This is a genomic window from Bergeyella zoohelcum ATCC 43767 (assembly GCF_000301075.1).
Taxonomy (GTDB): domain Bacteria; phylum Bacteroidota; class Bacteroidia; order Flavobacteriales; family Weeksellaceae; genus Bergeyella; species Bergeyella zoohelcum.
The window spans coordinates 457,413-477,154 of the sequence record NZ_JH932293.1; the positions used below are offsets into that span (position 1 = coordinate 457,413).

Annotated in this window: 16 protein-coding genes; 8 read left to right on the forward strand and 8 right to left on the reverse strand. The window is 37.8% G+C overall.

Annotated elements, in window-relative coordinates; genetic code table 11:
• Positions 1–131: 131 nt before the first annotated feature.
• Positions 132–2,309: a S46 family peptidase gene (locus HMPREF9699_RS02065; RefSeq protein ID WP_002661991.1), complete on the forward strand. Its 2,178-nt coding sequence runs from the start codon at positions 132–134 to the stop codon at positions 2,307–2,309.
• Positions 2,310–2,349: 40 nt separating this feature from the next.
• Here HMPREF9699_RS02065 and HMPREF9699_RS02070 read toward each other — a convergent pair whose 3' ends face one another.
• The 4 genes from HMPREF9699_RS02070 to HMPREF9699_RS02085 are packed head-to-tail and all read right to left on the reverse strand — an operon-like array spanning position 2,350 to position 5,093.
• A complete protein-coding gene (locus tag HMPREF9699_RS02070; protein ID WP_002661993.1) occupies positions 2,350–3,318 on the reverse strand; it encodes a glycosyltransferase family 9 protein in 969 nt (322 codons plus the stop codon).
• Positions 3,318–3,737 (reverse strand): SufE family protein, encoded by a 420-nt coding sequence (locus tag HMPREF9699_RS02075; protein WP_002661994.1) that lies wholly within the window; start codon positions 3,735–3,737, stop codon positions 3,318–3,320. The genes HMPREF9699_RS02070 and HMPREF9699_RS02075 overlap by 1 nt, the downstream gene beginning before the upstream one ends.
• A gap of 9 nt (positions 3,738–3,746) precedes the next feature.
• Positions 3,747–4,856, reverse strand: coding sequence for a glycosyltransferase (locus tag HMPREF9699_RS02080; protein ID WP_002661996.1), 1,110 nt, complete (start codon positions 4,854–4,856; stop codon positions 3,747–3,749).
• Positions 4,857–5,093, reverse strand: coding sequence for a uroporphyrinogen decarboxylase (locus tag HMPREF9699_RS02085; protein ID WP_407641239.1), 237 nt, complete (start codon positions 5,091–5,093; stop codon positions 4,857–4,859). It abuts the gene before it with no gap.
• Positions 5,094–5,368: 275 nt separating this feature from the next.
• Here HMPREF9699_RS02085 and HMPREF9699_RS02090 point away from each other — a divergent pair, with 275 nt between their 5' ends.
• The 5 genes from HMPREF9699_RS02090 to rodA are packed head-to-tail and all read left to right on the forward strand — an operon-like array spanning position 5,369 to position 11,043.
• Positions 5,369–6,394 carry a rod shape-determining protein gene (locus HMPREF9699_RS02090; RefSeq protein ID WP_002661998.1) on the forward strand — a complete coding sequence of 342 codons (1,026 nt, stop codon included), beginning with the start codon at positions 5,369–5,371 and terminating at the stop codon, positions 6,392–6,394.
• A 30-nt stretch (positions 6,395–6,424) separates the two neighbouring features.
• Positions 6,425–7,282: a rod shape-determining protein MreC gene (gene mreC / locus HMPREF9699_RS02095; RefSeq protein ID WP_002661999.1), complete on the forward strand. Its 858-nt coding sequence runs from the start codon at positions 6,425–6,427 to the stop codon at positions 7,280–7,282.
• Positions 7,272–7,778 (forward strand): hypothetical protein, encoded by a 507-nt coding sequence (locus HMPREF9699_RS02100; RefSeq protein ID WP_002686523.1) that lies wholly within the window; start codon positions 7,272–7,274, stop codon positions 7,776–7,778. The genes mreC and HMPREF9699_RS02100 overlap by 11 nt, the downstream gene beginning before the upstream one ends.
• 44 nt (positions 7,779–7,822) lie before the next feature.
• A complete protein-coding gene (locus HMPREF9699_RS02105) occupies positions 7,823–9,820 on the forward strand; it encodes a peptidoglycan D,D-transpeptidase FtsI family protein (protein ID WP_172539694.1) in 1,998 nt (665 codons plus the stop codon).
• Entirely contained in the window at positions 9,817–11,043 is a 1,227-nt protein-coding gene (rodA, locus tag HMPREF9699_RS02110; protein WP_002662006.1) for a rod shape-determining protein RodA, read from the forward strand. The genes HMPREF9699_RS02105 and rodA overlap by 4 nt, the downstream gene beginning before the upstream one ends.
• A gap of 178 nt (positions 11,044–11,221) precedes the next feature.
• Here rodA and lon read toward each other — a convergent pair whose 3' ends face one another.
• Positions 11,222–13,609, reverse strand: a complete 2,388-nt coding sequence (gene lon / locus HMPREF9699_RS02115; protein ID WP_002662008.1) for an endopeptidase La — start codon at positions 13,607–13,609, stop codon at positions 11,222–11,224.
• Positions 13,610–13,935: 326 nt separating this feature from the next.
• Here lon and HMPREF9699_RS02120 point away from each other — a divergent pair, with 326 nt between their 5' ends.
• The gene (locus HMPREF9699_RS02120) at positions 13,936–16,071 is read left to right on the forward strand and encodes a peptidylprolyl isomerase (RefSeq protein ID WP_002662011.1); all 2,136 of its coding nucleotides are present in this window, start codon (positions 13,936–13,938) and stop codon (positions 16,069–16,071) included.
• A gap of 254 nt (positions 16,072–16,325) precedes the next feature.
• On the opposite strand, the gene coaBC is transcribed toward HMPREF9699_RS02120, so the two are convergent.
• Positions 16,326–17,534, reverse strand: coding sequence for a bifunctional phosphopantothenoylcysteine decarboxylase/phosphopantothenate--cysteine ligase CoaBC (gene coaBC, locus HMPREF9699_RS02125; protein ID WP_002662013.1), 1,209 nt, complete (start codon positions 17,532–17,534; stop codon positions 16,326–16,328).
• A 112-nt stretch (positions 17,535–17,646) separates the two neighbouring features.
• Complete coding sequence (nth, locus tag HMPREF9699_RS02130; protein WP_002662015.1) at positions 17,647–18,261, reverse strand: endonuclease III; 615 nt, start codon at positions 18,259–18,261, stop codon at positions 17,647–17,649.
• 30 nt (positions 18,262–18,291) lie between these two features.
• Here nth and bcp point away from each other — a divergent pair, with 30 nt between their 5' ends.
• Positions 18,292–18,750, forward strand: coding sequence for a thioredoxin-dependent thiol peroxidase (bcp, locus tag HMPREF9699_RS02135; protein WP_002662017.1), 459 nt, complete (start codon positions 18,292–18,294; stop codon positions 18,748–18,750).
• A gap of 18 nt (positions 18,751–18,768) precedes the next feature.
• Here the strand turns inward: bcp and HMPREF9699_RS02140 are convergent, their stop codons facing one another.
• Positions 18,769–19,398 (reverse strand): TetR/AcrR family transcriptional regulator, encoded by a 630-nt coding sequence (locus HMPREF9699_RS02140; RefSeq protein WP_002662019.1) that lies wholly within the window; start codon positions 19,396–19,398, stop codon positions 18,769–18,771.
• Positions 19,399–19,742 lie beyond the last annotated feature (344 nt).

Below are 19,742 nucleotides of genomic sequence, written 5' to 3' on the forward strand. Positions count from 1 at the left end.
TTTAATTTTTCGTTATATAATATGGATACTGACAGATTTTAGAAGCCCACTTTTTAATGTCTAGTTTCAACCAATAAAAATATTTACCTTTTCAGAAAAATTCCTATTTTAGCTCACAAATTTCGTTAAACATGAAAAAAATACTACTTCTTGGCTCATTTTTGATGAGCTTCCTCACTGTGAAAGCCGATGAAGGCATGTGGCTAATGACCATGATAAAACGCCTTAGAGGAGTGGATTTCCAGAAACAAGGACTTAAACTGACGCCCGAAGAAATTTATTCTATTAATCAGGCTTCTCTGAAAGATGGTATCGTGAGTTTCGGTGGTTTCTGCACTGGAGAAATAGTCTCTGAAAAAGGGCTTATACTGACCAATCATCACTGCGGATATGATGCCATAGCAGCACTTTCCTCCCCAGAAAAAGACTATCTAAAAAACGGCTTCTGGGCAAAAAGACAAAATGACGAATTGGTTTCCAAAGATTTGTTCGTTCGTTTCTTAGTAAGAATGGGAGATGCTACAGCAAGAATTAATGCCCAACTGAATGACGAAATGAGTGCCGATGAAAGAAAAAAAATCATCGATGCTGAATACAAAGCCATTCAAAAGGAAAATTCTGAAAATGGAAAATACACCGTAGTAGTAAGAGATTTTTTTGGAGGGAATGAATTTTATTATTTTGTGTATCAAGATTTTAAAGATGTAAGACTCGTAGGGGCACCGCCATCGGCATTAGGTAAATTTGGTGGAGATACGGATAACTGGGAATGGCCAAGACATACCGCAGACTTTGCAATGTTCAGAGTGTATGCAGATGCTAAAGGAAATCCTGCAGAATATAGCCCTACCAATGTACCTCTGAAACCAAAACATCATCTCCCTATTTCTTTAAAAGGTGTAGAAAACGGAGATTTTGCCATGATTATAGGCTACCCAGGAAGAACCAATCGTTACCTTACTTCATATGGTTTAGAACAATTGGTAAACAAAAGCTATCCCGCGTGGGTAAAAGCGTCTAACCTTGCTATGACCGTAATGAAAAAGCATATGGATAAGCAGAAAAAGGTACAGCTGAACTATGCAGGACAATATGCCAGTGTGGCCAACTACTGGAAAAACCGCCAAGGTACCATAGATGCGGTGTATCAGAATGGAACCATCTCTGCAAAGCAAGCGTTAGAAAACGAATTCAGAAACTGGGCATATCAGCCAGGAAATGAAAAGTACAGTGGTGTGCTTACGGCACTCAATAGCTACTATAAACAGGTAGAAGATAGAAATGTAGAAAGAATGTACAATGCCCAGATTCAGATGAATGTAAAGTACATTAGCATTGCTTACCGCCTTGGAACATTATTGGATTCTTATGCGAAGCAAGAGCTTCAAAATAGAATCAAAATGAAACCTGAACTTCTAAAAACCATCGATGAATTTTATAAAGAATTCGATGAACAGCTAGAGGGCGAAATGCTGAATTCTATGGTGAGACTGTATCAGGAAAATATTACATCTTCATTGGCGAATGAAGCATTAACCAGCCAAGATGCTTCTAGTCTTTCTCTAAAAGCTCATAGCTCTATCTTTGCTAATAAAGCTTCGGTATTGGCTTTTATGCAAAACCCTGACCGATTAAAATTGGATGCTGACCCTATGTATCAGCTGGGAAGAAAATTTGTAGAAGGACAAAAAGCCATCGCAGAGGCTTACGCTAAAGTAGATGCTTATTTCGCAAAAAATAATAGACTTTATCTTCAGGGGTTAAGAAAGGCTTTCCCTAATAAAGAGTTCTATCCTGATGCGAATGGCACCATGCGTATTACCTTCGGTAAAGTAAGTACTCTTCCTAAAAGAAAAGACAGAGATTATGAAGGCATCGATGAAAACTACTACACGCTGATGGATGGTCTTGTCAAGAAATATAAAGCAGGAGATGAAGAGTTTGATTTGCCAAGAAAAGTGTTGGATATGAATGCTTTAAAAGATTTTGGGGTATATGCAGATAAAAATGGACACCTTCCTGTAAATTTCCTTTCAGATAATGATATTACGGGCGGAAATTCTGGTTCACCAACGATAGATGGAGAAGGAAACCTCATAGGAATAGCCTTTGATGGAAACTCCGAAGCACTCTCAGGAGACATCGTCTTTGAGAAAGAATACCAAAAAACCATCAATGTAGATATCCGTTTTGTCATGTGGATTATAGATAAATACGCGGGAGCCCGAAACCTCATTGAAGAAATGACTTTCGTTACCCATGACGCTCCAAAACCCATTAAAGGTTCTGAACTGAATAAAAAGAAATAAAAAAAAATCAAATAAAAAACCACCCTTTATCGGGTGGTTTTTACTTTTCTAGTTTTTCTAATACTTCATCTATTTCTATATTCATAAGACACGCATAATCCTTTCTCTTACAAGGCTTGTTACCAAAAACAGAGCACGGACGGCAATCTAAAGTTTTACATTCTACAATATCTGTCTTGCTTTGTCCATAGCCTAAAAAACCAGCATAATGATGTGTAGCTCCCCAAATAGAAATACATCGGGTACCTACCCAGCTGGCGAGGTGCATATTCGCAGAGTCCATAGAAATCATCACCTTAAGCTGAGCAATGAGTTCCAGTTCTTCTACCAAAGAATATTGACCTGCCGTACAAACGGTATTAGGAATTTTTTCTGTCCATTCTAAGAGTGTTTGCTCTTCCTCTCCTCTGCCTCCAAAAAGATATACTTTATCATATTTTGCCAGCTCTTTTGTGAGGGCGAAAGATTTTTCCATAGGCAACACTTTCCCCTGATGCTGAGCAAAAGGAGCAAAACCAATTCCTTTCTTCTCTCGGGAGTTCTCTGGAAGCTGATGAGAAAGCGTAAGCGAAAAGCCTAATTTTCTAAAAACATCTGCATATCTCTCATGCATAGTTGGTAAAGGGTGATAATGATTTGCTCCCCTTTGGGTCAAAATTTTCTTTTGTTTACTTCCTTTATCAATGATGACGAGCGGAATTCTTTTGTACCTAAAATAATATTTAAAAACTTTTGTTCGGATGACATTATGAAGATCTGCCACCACATCCGGCTGAAAAGTAGCATGAAGATGAGCAGCTAAGCGAAATAGTTTAGAAATGCCTTTCACTTTATCCAAATCCACGGCATAGAACTTAAGGTTCGGAATACCATCAAACAAAGGTTTAAAATTAGGACGACTTACAAATACCACTTCCACGCCCGAGTTTTGATGCAAAAACTCACGCAGTACAGTAGCCACCATAGCCACATCTCCGAACGCAGAAAATCTGTAAGCCAAAATTTTCATTAGGATTTCACTTGGAATGCTAGAGCATAAAATTTTATTTGTTTGGTCATGGCCAAAAGTCCATTGGCTCTAGAGGGAGAAAGAAACTCCTTCAGCCCTAATTTTTCTATAAAATCAAAATCTGCATCTAAGATGTCTTTTATAGGTTGGCCATCGAAAATAGATACCAATAACGCTACAATGCCTTTAGGTAAAATACCATCAGAATCTGCCTTGTAGTGTACTTTTCCATCTTTTAGAGATGCTGCCATCCATACCTGAGACTGGCATCCACGGATGAGATTATCTTCCGTTTTATCTTGGGCGTCCATCGCTGGAAGTCCTTTTCCTAAGTCAATCAGGTATTCATATTTCTGTTCCCAGTCTTCTAAAAAATCAAAATCACTGATCAGCTCAGCTTGTTTCTCTGCTATAGTCATTTTGCAAAATTAACCAAAGTTTTCTTTTTTTACCCGATGAATTACAGAAAGTAGTGCTTTCTCTTCATTTTCCCAACATAGTTCTTCTGCCGCAATACGAAGATGGTTATGATAATAACCTTTTCCTAATGCCAATAATTGCTCTATTTTACTTTTCAATTCTTCGGGAGAATGGTTTTCTATCACTTCTCCTACCTGATATTGTGTTACTATTTTTTTCATTTCTGGAAATGAGGAAGTAAGGATAGGTACTCCCGCCTGTATATAGTCTGATATCTTATTGGGTAAGGAATAATAATAACTCTGTCCATTATTCTCTTCGATGCTTAGTCCTATATCCGCATTTCTGGTAATTTTAACTAATTTTTTAGGTGGTATTTTCCCTAAGAATTTCACTTTCTCTTCTAATGACAGTTCATGCACCAAAATCTCCAGTTCCTTTCGGAGAGGGCCATCTCCTGCAATATGCAACACTACATTTTCTATCTCAGGTAATGCCAATAGTATTTTCTCTAATCCTCTTGAGGGGTTCAGCATGCCCTGATACAGTAAGATTTTAGGCGAATTTCGTATTTCTGAAAAATGAAAGTTTTTTTGTGGAAAATTTCGTACTATGGTAGGACGCACTATTCCATATTTTTCCACAAACCAATCTGCATAACTCTCAGATGCCGCAATCATATAACGGATATGGGGTATAATACTTTTCTCTATCCACTGCCAAATTTTCTGGGTAAAACGCCCCTTTACTGAAGGCATTTCTGTAAAAATTTCATGGCTATCATAGATGAGCGGGATGTTTTTTTTCTTTGCGATGAGGTGATGGGCTAATAAGGCGTCTAAATCATTGCAATACAATATGGTATCTTTGGTAATGAGTGTATTTAATCTTTGGTAGAGCTTAAAATTAAACTCAGGGTATGCTGTTTTTAATGTTCGGGATACTATTTTTATTTTTTCCGTAGGATAATTTCTCGTAACAGGTGTTTCATCTCCCCATGTGCTTCCAATAAGATGCACTTTAAAACCATTATCGCTCAGTGTTTTACAGATCTTCTCAATACGCTGATCTGTGGTAAGATTACTAAAAGCCGAAACAATGATTTTCACAACGAGCATCTATTTACGAACAAAAATATGATAAAGCTGTACACCACAAAGAATAGCATTCGGGATGATAATGGGCCAAAGCCAGTCAGAAAACACACCGTATGCCACAAATAACAAACAGCCTATTAAATTCACTACACGAATTTTTTTTAGGTCTTTCAGTACAAAACTTAAGACCACAAAAAAAGAGGCAGAATAGCCAATGATATTAATCAGTTCAGGACTCAAAATAATGCTTTTGGACAAATATAGGAACTTACAATAAATATACAAAGGGAAATTACGGTCTGAAAGAAAAGTGTGTTATTGTAATACATGGAATTTTCATTATCTAGCTACTCTATAGTGCTTTGATGGGTGATTGTCGGGTCCAGAAAACAAATACAAATGCCTAAAATTTTATTTAAGAAGAAAATAAGCAGTGATAAATATTAACATTTTTTTTGAATAATATTATTTTGGAATGGCTTTAAAATATATATCTTTGTACACTTGATTTAAAAAGAAATACCGAAAGTATTATGGGTTTATTTGATATGTTTACGCAAGAAATAGCGATTGACCTTGGGACGGCCAATACGCTCATTATACATAATAATAAAATTGTTATAGATCAGCCTTCTATCGTGGCATTGGACAGAACCACGGGTAAGCCCATTGCCGTAGGGGAACAGGCGAAGCAAATGCAAGGTAAAACCCACGAAGATATTAGGACTATCCGTCCACTCAAAGATGGTGTAATAGCAGATTTCCATGCTTCTGAACACATGATTAAGGAGTTCATTAAGCAGATTCCAGGAATCAAAGGAAAACTCTTTCAGCCTGCATTGAAAATCGTTATTTGTATTCCTTCAGGAATTACTGAGGTAGAAAAAAGAGCCGTAAGAGACTCTGCACAAAAAGTTAATGCTAAAGAAGTAAGACTGATTTATGAGCCGATGGCAGCCGCTATAGGGGTGGGTATTGATGTTCAAAAACCAGAAGGGAACATGATTATAGATATCGGTGGTGGTACTACAGAGATTGCAGTAGTAGCACTGGGAGGTATCGTTTGTGATAAATCTGTAAAAACGGCTGGTGATGTTTTCACAGGAGATATCGCTTACTATATGAGAACTCAGCATAATCTCTACATTGGAGAAAGAACGGCAGAGCGAGTAAAAATAGAAGTAGGGTCAGCCGTGGAAGAACTGGATGTAGAGATAGAAGATATCCCTGTACAAGGGCGAGACCTTATTACGGGTAAGCCTAAAGAAATTATGGTAGGTTATAAAGAGATTGCAAGAGCTTTAGATAAATCTATCATTCGTATAGAAGATGGAGTAATGGAAACACTCTCCCTTACCCCACCAGAGCTTGCAGCAGATATTTATAAAACGGGTATCTACCTTGCAGGAGGAGGAGCTTTGCTTAGAGGCTTGGCGGATAGACTTACTAAAAAAACTGGGCTTCCTGTTTTCGTGGCCGAAGACCCTCTTAGAGCGGTAGTAAGAGGTACGGGAATTGCTTTGAAAAATATTGATAAATTCAATTTCTTGAATAAATAATCATCTTATTTACATTTAGGATAAAGAATAATGGCATTCATCATTAGAATTTTGGAAAAGAACGGACTACTTCTGTTCTTTTTGCTATTGCAAATCATTGCAGTAGTACTCATTTTCACCCGAAATTCTATGCAGAGAAGTTGGCTTGCAGCACAAACGGCAGCGATAAATTCTTTCGTCTCAGGATACATTGATGAAGGGGCTTCTTACCTACAGCTAAAACAAGAAAATGAAAAATTAGTTGCTCAAAATAAAGCACTCATGGAGGCTTTGTATGGGAAAGAGTTTTCTCAAAAGGCAACACTTATCCATAAAAAAGATACCCTTGACGGAACGCAAACTTATTCTATGATAGATGGAGACATCGTTTTTAATTCTATCAATAGGAAAGATAATTACTTTACCATTAACAGGGGAAAAATACATGGTGTAATGCCTAAGATGGGCGTGATTGCACCACAAGGAATTGCAGGAATTGTAATTAATACCACGGATGAATATGCACTGGTACAGTCTGTACTAAGTGTCAATAAAATGCGTATCAATGCAGCACTGAAAAACGCTGGATATTTCGGAACGCTCACTTGGAAAGGAGATAACGCCCGAATCATGCACTTGGCAGATGTTCCTAAGTATGTTCCTATAGCCGTGGGAGATACCGTAATTACAGATGGTAAATCTGCTATCTTCCCGAAAGGCGTCATGATAGGTAGAGTAGCAGGATATGAAGTGGATACCAAAACAGGATATTGGGATATCTCCGTAGAACTTTCGGAAAAGATGGGGAATATTCGTAAAGTGTATGTGGTCAGAAACTTGAAGAAAGAAAAAATACAGAAAATTCAGGACACACTCAAGGCGACCATAAAAAGAGAAAATGATGAATAGAACACCATTGGGAGACCTTATTTTCATTTTAATTTTGATACCTATTCAGATATTTGTTTTGAATAGGATTACCATTATGGGGGCTTATACACCAGTAATTTATCCTATTTTCGTGTTATTTTATCCTTTTTTTAGGAACCAATACCATTTCATTGCTTTCAGTTTCTTACTGGGTTTGGGAATAGATGCCTTCATGGGAACTTGGGGGATTAATGCTCTCGCTACTACGGCATTAGCATATTTTAGAACTCTTATTTTTAGAAGTTCTACGGATACCACTACGGATTTTTTTACTTTTTCTACCTTACAGTGGTCACAGTTTTTATTTTTTGTTTTAATCTCCATCATCGGACATCAGCTCATGGTTCATCTCATCGAGTTTTTTAAATTGAGCCGAATATTGGAAATCTTATTGGGAAGCATTATTTCTTCTCTGATTTCTTTTGTGTTTATTTTAGCGTACATCCTCATTTTCCGTGTAAAACAAAAAGTGTGAAAAGACAATACATCATTCTCACTGTATTTCTCTCTGTGATTGCAATGATTTTTATTGCAAGGCTAGCGTATTTACAATTATTTACAGATCGATATGTACTCAATGCAGCCAATACCTCTATAAAAACCGAATACATCATCCCACAGCGTGGAGCTATTTTTGATAGAAATGGTCAAATCTTAGTGAGCAATCAGCCCTCTTATGAGCTTTCTTTTACTAAAAATTTACTTAAAAAAGAAGATTTTAATGTAGCCGAATTTTGTCAATTGATAGGAATTAGCACAGAAGAATATGAGCAAAAAATGAAGGTAATAGATGAAGAAATAGCCGCTAAAAAACATTCTAAGCTCACCCCCATTCCTTTCCTCAAAAATATAAGCCGTGAAGATGTAGCCAGAATACAGGAAATCATCTTTAAATATCCCGCATTTTCCATTGTCCAAAGACCTCAGAGAAAATATGAAGTGAATACTTCGGGCATTATTTTAGGTTATACCAATGAAGTCAATAATCAAGAAATAGCTAAAGATTCATTGTACTATATTCGTGGAGACCTTATCGGGAAAAGAGGGGTAGAAAAATCATACGAAAAAGTGCTCCGTGGCGAAAAAGGAGTCCGATACATCCAGAAAGATATCAAACTCAGAGACATTGGCTCCTATAAAAATGGAGCATTGGATAAAGAAGAGGTAAGTGGTAAAGATATCACGCTTACTTTGGACTATGAACTCCAAAGAATGGCAGAGGAAATGCTGGTCAATAAGAAAGGAGCCATCGTAGCTCTTGACCCTAATAATGGGGAAATCTTAGTAATGGCTACAGGTCCAGACATAGACCCTAACCTTTTCTCGGGTCCAGAGAAAACTAAAAATCTATATCAGCTACAGGTAGATACTGTCTATGACTGGAAACCCACCTTTGACCGCTCTGTACAGGCCGCCTATCCACCTGGCTCTACTTTTAAGATGCTTACCGCACTGGCGGCAATGCAGATGGGGGTCATGGATGAAAATACCATTTTTCCTTGTGGAGGAGGATTTAGGTATAGAGGACTAGGCATTAAAGGGCATGGAGGGGCAGACCCACTTATTCCTGCCATTAGAGTTTCTTCCAACTGCTATTTCTCCTATGCGTTTATTGCCATGATGAACAAATACCCAGGAGACCCAGGAAGAGGCGTAGATGAATGGAAAGCCATCATGGAATCCTTTGGACTGGGCAGATATATGAACAATGACTTAGCCAGTGGCGTAACGGGTTTTATTCCTGATGGTGAATTTTATAGAAAACGAAGTGGCGGAAAGAAGGATTGGTCTCCTCAATACACCATGAATGGCTCTATCTATAACGGAATGGGGCAGGGGGCGGTGTCCCTTACTCCACTTCAGATGGCTAATTTTACCGCTGCCATAGCCAATGACGGATGGTACTACACACCGCACATCGTAAAAGCTATCGATGGTAAACCTAATCCCGACCCGAGATTTAAAAAGAAAAATTATACCCTCGTTCAGAATAAAAAATATTATGAATTCGTAAAAAAAGGAATGGAACAAGTGGTGCTGGGAGGAACCGCCCGAGGACTGAAATCATCAGAATTTACCCAAATGGCAAAAACAGGAACCGCACAAGTGCCACAAGGGAAAGATAACTCTATCTTTGTGCTTATTGCTCCTGCAGATAAACCGAAAATAGTGGTAGCAGCGGTTATGGAACATGCAGGATTTGGAGCCACTTGGGCAGGACCTGCATGCACAGTCATTGCCGAAAAATACATCACAGGAGATCTGAAAAGGGAACATCTTTACAAGAAAATGATTACTTCTAGTTTCTTACCAGAATACAAAAGACAATGGGTGTCCGATTTAAAACGAAAAGGACTTTACAAAGAACCAAGTAAAGATTCTGTGGCACTGCTGAAAATAGAAGCTTTATTAGAAAATAATCCTCCAAAAGAACAGAGGCAAAAACTCATTAGGCAAAAAGACTCCATTATTGAAAGAATAAGAAAAACAGCACCAGTAAAATCTACAAAAAAATGAAGTGGGAAGGTATCGATAAATTAGGAATAGGGCTATACCTTATTATTTGCACTTTTGCCATAGCAAATATCTTCAGCGTGGATGAAAGTTTGGGAAAAAAACAAATGATATTTTTCGGGATTTCTTTGTTTTTAGGTATCATTATTTTTACGATGAGGAGTAAGTTTTTTGAAAACTTTGCTGGTATCATTTACATAGGAGGTGTGCTTTTGCTTATCGGACTTTTTCCTTTTGGGACGGAGATTTTGGGACAAAAAAATTGGTACAAATTCGGTAGCTTTACAATGCAGCCAGTAGAGTTTGCCAAAATAGGAACCGCTCTTATGCTTTCTAATTATGCTTCCAGTCCAGATTTTAATCTGAAATACAGAAAATCATTGCTTACCGCTCTAGCGATTATAGGCATCCCTGCAGTGGTGGTTTTAGCCATTCCTGATGTAGGTTCACTTTTGGTTTTCACGGCATTTTTTATTGCATTGTACAGAGAAGGCCTCAGCGGAATGCTGTTTATGGTAGGCTTTGTATTTGCAGCTGTTTTTTTAGTTTCCATCGCTGTCAGTCCGTGGTATGTCATTGCCACCATGGTGGTTTTAGTCGCTCTTTTCGTATTTAGAAATTATCATAGAATTTCTTGGAATGTACTTTCTGTGAGTGGAATAGTGGGGACTACTTTACTGCTTTCGGCACTTTCCTATGGCTCAGCAACAGTATTAGAAAAACTCCCTAAACACCAAAGAGAAAGAATAGAGGTACTCTACAAAGGCGAAAAACAATTTAGAGATACTTCAGGATATAATCTTTTATACTCCAAAACCGCCATTGGTTCAGGGGAATTATTGGGAAAAGGCTATATGCAAGGCTCGGTAACGAGGGGGAAATTCGTTCCAGAACAAGAAACCGACTATATTTTCTGCACCGTAGGTGAAGAGTGGGGCTTTGTAGGCAGTTCTATTTTGATTATTATTTATGCACTATACATCGGCCGAATTTACTATCTCTCTGAAAGACAAAAAAATGTATTTAATAGAGTATTTGGGTATTCCTTTGCCTCTATATTATTAATGCACTTTGTGATTAATATCGGGATGGTCATGGGGCTTTTCCCTACCGTAGGCATTCCTCTGCCATACTTCAGCTACGGAGGAAGCTCACTGGTTGCCTTCTCCATCATGACTTTTATCTTTTTTAAGCTCAACTATGCCGATAGAAATGCTTTGGTGTAAATATTCATTTCATGTGTATTATTCCGTGTAATTGTTAAGTAAGAAGCTGTTTAATCTTTCAATCTGTTGAATTTCATGTGCTTTGTATTACATAGGAATTGCCCCATTTCTAAAATAATTATGGGCAAATTGATGTAATTATTTGAACTTGCATATCTTTTGGGACAGTGTGTTATCATCACTCCTCTATCGCAAGGCCAATCACTTCCTTAATATGGGTTACAAAGTGTATTTTCATTTTTTTGAGATAATCTTTCTGTATTTCCTCTACATCTTTTCTATTCGCTTCACATAAAATGACTTCCTTAATTCCTGCACGGCTTGCAGCCAATAATTTTTCCTTAATTCCTCCTACAGGTAACACCTTTCCACGCAGTGTTATTTCTCCCGTCATAGCGATATGAGATTTCACTTTCTTATTGAGGAAACTAGAAGCCATGGAAGTAATCATGGCTATCCCTGCACTTGGTCCATCTTTGGGGGTAGCTCCTTCAGGGACATGGACATGGATATTATTTTTCTCTATCACCTCCTTATCTATACCCAGTGCTTCATGTTTTGCTTTTATATATTCCAAGGCAATCGTTGCAGATTCTTTCATCACATTACCTAAATTTCCTGTCAATGAAAGCGTCCCTTTTCCACTACTCAAAATACTCTCAATAAAAAGAATATCCCCTCCCACTTGTGTCCATGCTAACCCCGTAACCACTCCTGGAACATCGGTGATTTCCGAAAGATTTTTCGGTCTTGGTACTCCGAGAATTTCATCTATTTTTTCAATGGAAATTTTCACATCGTATGCCTTTTCCATCGCAATCTGAAGTGCTACCCAACGGGCAATTGCCGCAATTCTCTTTTCCAGTGTTCTCACTCCACTTTCAGAAGTGTGCGCTTCTATGATGTGTTTTAGCTCTTTAGTTCCGAGTTTAAAAGCGTTTGCACTCAGCCCATTCGCTTCCCATTGTTTTTTGATTAAATGCCTTTTGGCAATTTCCATTTTCTCTTCAAGAGTGTATCCTGCAATTCGAACAAGTTCCATTCTGTCCAAAAGTGGAGTTTGAATAGTAGAAAGTGAATTTGCTGTAGCAATGAACATTACCTTAGACAAATCATAGCCATGCTCTAAATAATTATCATAAAAAGAATGATTCTGCTCAGGATCAAGCACTTCTAATAGTGCCGAACTTGGGTCTCCATGGATGCCTTGTCCTAATTTATCTATTTCATCTAAAACAATTACGGGATTAGAAACTCCTGCTTTTTTAATGCTCTGTAATATCCTTCCTGCCATGGCTCCTATGTAGGTTTTTCTATGTCCACGAATTTCGGATTCATCATGCAATCCTCCTAAGGAAACACGAACATACTTCCTTCCCAAAGCATCTGCGATGGATTTTCCTAATGAAGTTTTCCCTACCCCCGGAGGACCTACCAAACAGAGAATAGGCGATTTCATATTCCCCTTGAGTTTCAGTACAGCGATGTGTTCTAGAACTCTTTTTTTAATATCTTCCAAGCCAAAGTGAGCTTTGTCTAGTGTGTTTTCAGCTTTGGTGATATCAAAATTATCTTGCGTGAATTTTTCCCAAGGCAGCTCCGTAAAGAAGTCTAGATAGTTTCTTTGTACATTATAATCTGGGGAATTAGGATGTTGTCTTGATAGTCTATTGAGTTCTTTATCAAAATGTTGCTGCACAGATTCCGTCCATTTTATTTTTTCCGCTTTCGCTTTCAGTTCATCGGCATCGGATTCTGCCCCTCCCCCCAGTTCTTCTTGTATGGTTTTTATTTGCTGATTAAGAAAATACTCTCTCTGCTGTTTATCTAAATCTTTACTTGTCTTCTGATGAATTTGGTTTCGGAGTTCTAGTTTTTTATACTCTTCGTGAAGAAATTGATAACAAAGCTCCGCTCTCTCTTGGAGTTTTTTTATTTCCAAAAGTTGCTGTTTCTTTTTGTAACTAAAATTAGCATTGAGTGCTATGAAACTGAGCAATTCCTCATGATGATTAAAATTCTTGAGTGCTACTTTTGCTCCATTTGGGATGCTCGGATCTAGGGAGATAATACTTTCAGAAATCTGAACGATATTCTCCATCATTGCATCAAACTCCTCTTTATTTTGAGGTTGGGTGTCTTTTTGTTTAGTGATTTCCGCTATAAAATAAGGCTCAGTAGCCATCATTTTCTTGATTTTAAACTTACCGAAACCTTTGGTAATCACGGTGATATTTCCTTCAGGAAGACGAACGATTTTAATGATTTTTGCCAGAACACCCACCTTATAGAGGTCTTTTTCGGTAGGGTTTTCTATCATAGGATTATTCTGGCTCACAATACCGATGAGCTGATTGTTTTTCTGAGCGTCTTCTAAAAGCTGGATAGAAGCGTTTCTTCCTGCCGTAATAGGAACAATGATATGTGGAAACATTACCATATTTCTCACCGCCAGAATAGGAAAGGCGGTTTGAGATTTATCTTCTTTAGAATCTACAATGTCTTTTACATTGATTTCTTCTGCTACGATGCTAAATCCTTCTTCTAAAATATCGTCAAAATTCATAATTGCTTGATAAATGTAATTGATATGCTCGTCTGTGATGATTCATCATCACTACTTATCCCCGACAAAATGTCATAAGTCCTCTTAATTTCTCACTAAAAATAGCTCATGACCGCATTTTTATGTTTAGAATATAAGCACGACCGTAATAAGGTCAATACTTATGCCAAGAAAAAAATAAGACAGAATGGCAATAAAAACACTTTCACTTGAGAGGTGTATGGGGAATTCATCAGAGAAAATCATTTAACTTTACTCCTTGATTATCGTGCTATTTGACAAAAAAAACTTATTTTCGCAGTTTGAAATATAATGTATTATAAACTATGGCAGTTTTAGGCGAAATCAGAAAAAGACCTATCCTATTAATGGGCATCATCGCACTGGCTTTGTTAGCATTTTTGGTAAATCCAGAAACTTTTGACAAATTCTTTGGAAAAGACCCCAATATTTTAGGAGAGGTGAATGGAGAAAAAATCACAAGAGAAGAGTACTTGGACCACCTCTTTGTGCTTCAAAGTAACGCACAACAGCAAGGGCAGCCTACCACTGGCTTGGAAGAACAAGCGTGGCAAATGGCAGTTCAGAGCAAACTCATCGCTCAAGAGTTTGATAAAATGGGCTTTGAAATGACTGATGACTACTTTTGGAATCAGTTACAGTTCGATCCTATGTTTGCCCATAATCCTCAAAATTTTGATGAGAAGGGGAACTTTAAGCTTCAAGAAATCAAAAAACAAATTGACGAACTTAAAAACGGACAAGCACCAGAATTCTATAACCAGTGGCTGAAAGCGAAAAAATCCATTGAAACGAGAATGATGGCAAGACAAGTTTTCGGAAATCTCTCTACAGGAATCACCACAGGAAAAAAAGAGGCTGAACTCATGATGAAACAGCGTGACCAAGTGGCAGATATTGATTTCGTGAAGGTAGATTACAGCAGTTATTTGGCAAAAAATCCTATTAAAGTAACTGCCAAAGATATAGAAGATTATATCAAACAATACCCAAATACTTATAAGACAGACCCAAGTGTGAATTTAGGGGTAGTATATTTCCCTTCTGTAGCCAGTGCTGCAGATGAGGCGGCAAAGAAAAAAGAAATAGAAAATCTTTTTTCTGGAAATACAGGAACGGGAGAAAACTTCCAAAATACGAAAAGCGATTCTATGTTCGTGATGATGAATTCAGAGATGCCTTATGACCCAAGATATCTTCCAGAAGCACAGCTTCCTCCTTTCCAGAAAGATTGGGCAAAATCTGCTGCTGTAGGGCAAATATTAGGACCAGTAAAGGAAAACAATTTATTCGTCATGTCTAAATTGATTTCTAAAAAACCTACAGATTCTGTACTTTCTAAACATATTCTTATTGCCTATTCTGGAGCAGAAAGATCTACCGCTACCCGAACGAAAGAGGAAGCAAAGAAAAAAGCAGATAGCTTATTTGCAGTAATAAAAGCGAACCCTGCTACATTCACTGAAGGACTCAAAATATCTGACGAGCCAGGGGCATCAGAAAGAAATGGTAGCGTAGGATGGGTAACTCCAGATTCACCTTTTGACCCTGCCTATCTGGCCTATTTGATGAATAACCCAAAAGGGGCTACGGGCTTAGTAGAATCTGCTTTTGGATACCACATTATCAATATTGAAGATAAGAAAAGTGGTGCGATGGGGTACAAAATAGCCAATGTCATCAAGGAAATAAAACCTTCTGAAGCTACAGAAACAGAAGTGGACAAAAATGCAAGAAAATTCATCCAGCAGGCCGAAGGTAAATCTTTCACTGATTTTACTAACCTAGCTAAAAAAGGAAACCTCAACTATTCTAACCCAAAATCCCTCAAACGATTTGAGGGCATGATTCCAGGTTTAGGAACTCCTAAAGATGCGGATATTCTCGCTTGGGCATTTAATAAGAAAAGAGAAAAGGGAGATACAGAAATGTTCGTGGTAGAAGGTACAGGAGATAGAGTAGTGGTCTTCCTCAATGGAAGATATGAAAAAGGACTCGCTAACCCTGAAACTGTTAGAGACCAAGTAGAATTTATCGTAAAAAATAAACTTGCAGCGAAAAAAATAGCAGAAAAAATAGCAAGTACTAAGGCTTCTAATCTAGAACAAATTGCCAAAGCGTTCGGAACATCTGTGCAAACTTCTACTGTAAATTTTGCACAGCCGCAAGTGGCAGGAGCTATAGAACCCAAAGTAGCAGGAGCTTCTTTCGGAATCTTAAAAGGAAAACTCAGCCAAGCGATAGAGGGAATGACAGGGGTATTCGTGGTAGTGAAAAAATCAGAGACCACTAATAAACAAGCTGGAGACCTTAAACAAATGATGGAATCTAACGCTGCCCAAAACTCTAACTTCTTTGTACAATCTTTCTTAAAGAGCTTACAAGATAACGCTAAAATAGAAGATTACAGAATAGATGTTTGGGACAAAGGACAACAATAATAGTTTTTTCATATCTATTTTATAGGTCGTTTCAAAAACTGAAACGACCTTTTTTGTGCTGTATAATAATCGGAACTTGTCTTGACTTTTTGATTTTGCCCAAGTTCTCCCTAAGTCTTAATACGATTCCGAGGTATTTTGGTAAAGTGCTTCGGAAGTAAGATGAATCAAAATGAATTCAATGCATTCAGAAAAAACTTACTAATCATTAGTAAAAGTTTTTTATGTTTTCTTGTACTATTTGTCCCTAAACGCTAAAAACCATTCTCCACAAGTATTTCCACTGCGTTGAGGATATCTTGGGCTACTTTGTTTTTGTTTTTTAGAGTAAAGCTTTCTTTTTTATTGGGGTAAATGAATGTTACCTGATTGGTATCTTTTTGGAAACCTGCACCTTCCGTTTTTAGAGAATTAAGGACTATCATGTCTAAATTTTTCTTTACCAATTTCGCTTCGGCATTGGCTTCTTCGTTTTCCGTTTCGAGGGCAAAGCCAATGAGTAATTGTTCCTTTTTTCTTTCTCCCATTGTTCTTAGAATGTCAGGGTTTTTAATGAGCTCTATGGTCATGGTATCCTCATTTTTTTTAATTTTTTCAGAGGCTTTTATTTTAGGAGTATAGTCTGCCACGGCAGCGGCGGCAATGGCGATGTCCACCGTATCAAAATGTTTAAACACCTCATCATACATTTCTTGGGCAGAGGTAACGCGGGTAAGTAGGATGTTATTATGCTGAATGTGGAGTGCCGTAGGCCCCGATATGAGCTGAACGCTTGCCCCTCTCTTAGCAGCTTCCTCAGCGATGGCATAGCCCATTTTCCCACTGGAATGATTTCCAATAAAACGCACGGGATCAATAGCTTCATAGGTAGGCCCAGCTGTGATGAGGATTTTTTTACCTTCCAGAGAAAGGGAATTAGCGACTTCGAAATGCTTTTTTATTTGTTCAAAAATGGTTTCAGGCTCACTCATTCTTCCCGCTCCGAAAAGTCCACTCGCCAGCTCTCCTTCTTCGGCAGGAATGATGATATTACCAAAATCTTCGATGGTGTCCAAATTCTGCCGAGTAGTAGGGTGTGCATACATGTCCAAGTCCATAGCGGGAGCAATCATTACGGGGCATTTGGCTGAAAGATAGGTTGCCATAAGGAAGTTATCACATAATCCGTGGGCTATTTTCCCGAGAGTATTAGCGGTACATGGAGCTATGAGCATGAGATCTGCCCAAAGTGCCAGCTCTACATGATTGTTCCATGCGTGTTGGGACGAAAAAAAATCGGTATATACGGAATTTTTAGAGAGTACGCTCAGCGTATTAGGCGAAACGAAATTTTCCGCTGAGGGACTGAGTATTACTTTTACCGTAGCTCCTTCTTTTACCAAAAGACGAATCAGCGTATGGATTTTGTAGGCGGCTATTCCACCCGTAATTCCTATGAGTATATTTTTATTTTTTAATGCCATGATTTTTATTGTATGAATGTATAAAGTATAAAGATTTAAAGGACTATTTTTCTTTAATAATATACGATGTACATAGATTAAAATGTGAATGATAGGGAGGGCTTTTTTCTATTTATATCACCATTTTGGTAATAAAATCTTTATCTCCCTTTCCTCTTGCGGGGGAATATTCTCTTCCGTAAAATATGATTTGGAGATGGAGGCTATTCCATTTAGATTTTGGGAAGAGTTTTTTGGCATCATTCTCTGTTTCCACTACGCTTTTTCCAGAAGTAAGTTTCCATTTTGTCATTAGTCTATGAATATGCGTATCTACAGGGAAAGCAGGATGCCCAAAGGCTTGGCTCATGACCACGGAGGCCGTTTTATGCCCTACCCCTGGTAGTGCTTCCAGCTCTTCAAAACTTTCGGGTACTTCTCCATTATGTCTTTCTAATAAAAGTTCTGACATTTTTTTTAAATTTTTGGCTTTGGTATTAGATAATCCTATTTCCTTGATGTATTCCTTTATTTCTTCCACTTCCATACTTGCCATAGCTTTTGGGGTGTCTGCTACTTTAAAAAGGGCAGGGGTTACTTCATTTACTTTTTTATCCGTAGTCTGTGCGGAAAGTGCCACGGCTACCAAAAGGGTAAACGGGCTATAGTGATCTAATGGAATAGGCGTTTGTGGATATAGTTTTTCGAGTTCTTCGATAATGATTTTTGCTCGTTGTTTTTTCGTCACTTTTTGTAATTTTGGGTAAAAATAATCATTATGTTAAAAATAGGCGATACTCTTCCTGCTTTTGAAGGAAAAAATCAAGATGGAAATCTAATCTCATCACAACAGTTTATAGGTAAAAAGCTCATTATTTTCTTTTATCCTAAGGCCAGCACTCCTGGCTGTACCGCTGAAGCCTGTGACCTTTCTGACCACTTTTCGGAACTACAGAAACACGGCTATCAGCTCATAGGGATTTCTGCAGATGCTGTGGAAAAACAAAAAAAGTTTCATAGTAAATATCAGCTGAAGTATGACCTTATTGCGGATGAAGAAAAGGTGATTTGTGAACGGTTTGGGGTTTGGCAGCTCAAAAAATTTATGGGAAAGGAATTTATGGGCATTGTAAGAACTACTTTTATCTTTGATGAAAAAGGAATCTGCACTCATAGAATAGATAAGGTAAAAACGAAAGAAGCGGCTCAGCAGATTTTGGAATTAGAAAATATTTAATCTGATGGAGTGCCATTATTAGTGCCTAGCATCTTTTGTTCCTAATGAAGCGAATACGGAAAAAGAAATGGAAATAGTGATGTTCTTTTCGGCTTCGGTGAAGTAATCTTCGCTCCTAGTTGGTATAAGGTAATTTTGATAAAAATCTTTATTGTCAAAAGCAAAAAAAACCGCCCCTACTATCATTGTGGTAAGGTCTTCTGCTTTTTGGAAAAAAGTAAAAATACCTTGTGCAATGCCTCTTTTCAAGACCTCATCAATATAGATGGTAAGGAGTTCCAGAAAAGGAACCAGTGAGGTATGGAGTGAAATGTGAATGGAAAACTCTTTTTCCACTTCGTTTTTTAAGCGTAAAATCCTAAAGAGATTCCGAATACTCTGCCGAATGAGTTCCCGAAGTTGCATGGTAGGAAGCCCATTCTGGATGGTAGAGAAAAACTGTGCAATGTGTGTTCTCAGCATATAGCATTTATAGTGCAGGAGTTCACGCATCATTTTTTCTTTAGAGCCAAAGTAATAAGAAATCAGTGCGATATTTACTCCCGCATTATTAGCAATATCCCTGAGTGTGGAGGTGTCATATCCCTTGATGGATATCACATCATCCGCTGCTTGGAGGAGATGGATTTGTTTATCGCTAAGATTCATATTAATTACTTATCATTTAGAAATCAAAGATAAGGATTATTAGGAATATGGATTCTAATTTTCTAAAAGCAGGATGTAGCAATAGGCAGTAGGCTTTTAGCGAATGGCTTCTAGCTTTTGACAGTTAGCTTTTTCTAACCTCTAAATTCTAATTACCAACTTCTAAAATCATTGTACCACTTATAAAAAACTTTTTGCATATTAGAAAACTTTATCTATCTTTGCCTCGTTATGTTACACACAATCAACATATATAAAAATACTGAAAAAAAGTGGGCCAAAAATTTGGTCAATTCAAATGATTGTGTAAACACACACACACACACACACACACACACACACAC

Bases quoted from the DNA above. Each gene is read 5' to 3' on its own strand.
- HMPREF9699_RS02065 (WP_002661991.1), top strand. From the start codon at position 132: ATGAAAAAAATACTACTTCTTGGCTCATTTTTGATGAGCTTCCTCACT.
- HMPREF9699_RS02070 (WP_002661993.1), bottom strand. From the start codon at position 3,318: ATGAAAATTTTGGCTTACAGATTTTCTGCGTTCGGAGATGTGGCTATG.
- HMPREF9699_RS02075 (WP_002661994.1), bottom strand. From the start codon at position 3,737: ATGACTATAGCAGAGAAACAAGCTGAGCTGATCAGTGATTTTGATTTT.
- HMPREF9699_RS02080 (WP_002661996.1), bottom strand. From the start codon at position 4,856: ATGCTCGTTGTGAAAATCATTGTTTCGGCTTTTAGTAATCTTACCACA.
- HMPREF9699_RS02090 (WP_002661998.1), top strand. From the start codon at position 5,369: ATGGGTTTATTTGATATGTTTACGCAAGAAATAGCGATTGACCTTGGG.
- mreC (WP_002661999.1), top strand. From the start codon at position 6,425: ATGGCATTCATCATTAGAATTTTGGAAAAGAACGGACTACTTCTGTTC.
- HMPREF9699_RS02100 (WP_002686523.1), top strand. From the start codon at position 7,272: ATGATGAATAGAACACCATTGGGAGACCTTATTTTCATTTTAATTTTG.
- HMPREF9699_RS02105 (WP_172539694.1), top strand. From the start codon at position 7,823: ATGATTTTTATTGCAAGGCTAGCGTATTTACAATTATTTACAGATCGA.
- rodA (WP_002662006.1), top strand. From the start codon at position 9,817: ATGAAGTGGGAAGGTATCGATAAATTAGGAATAGGGCTATACCTTATT.
- lon (WP_002662008.1), bottom strand. From the start codon at position 13,609: ATGAATTTTGACGATATTTTAGAAGAAGGATTTAGCATCGTAGCAGAA.
- HMPREF9699_RS02120 (WP_002662011.1), top strand. From the start codon at position 13,936: ATGGCAGTTTTAGGCGAAATCAGAAAAAGACCTATCCTATTAATGGGC.
- coaBC (WP_002662013.1), bottom strand. From the start codon at position 17,534: ATGGCATTAAAAAATAAAAATATACTCATAGGAATTACGGGTGGAATA.
- bcp (WP_002662017.1), top strand. From the start codon at position 18,292: ATGTTAAAAATAGGCGATACTCTTCCTGCTTTTGAAGGAAAAAATCAA.
- HMPREF9699_RS02140 (WP_002662019.1), bottom strand. From the start codon at position 19,398: ATGAATCTTAGCGATAAACAAATCCATCTCCTCCAAGCAGCGGATGAT.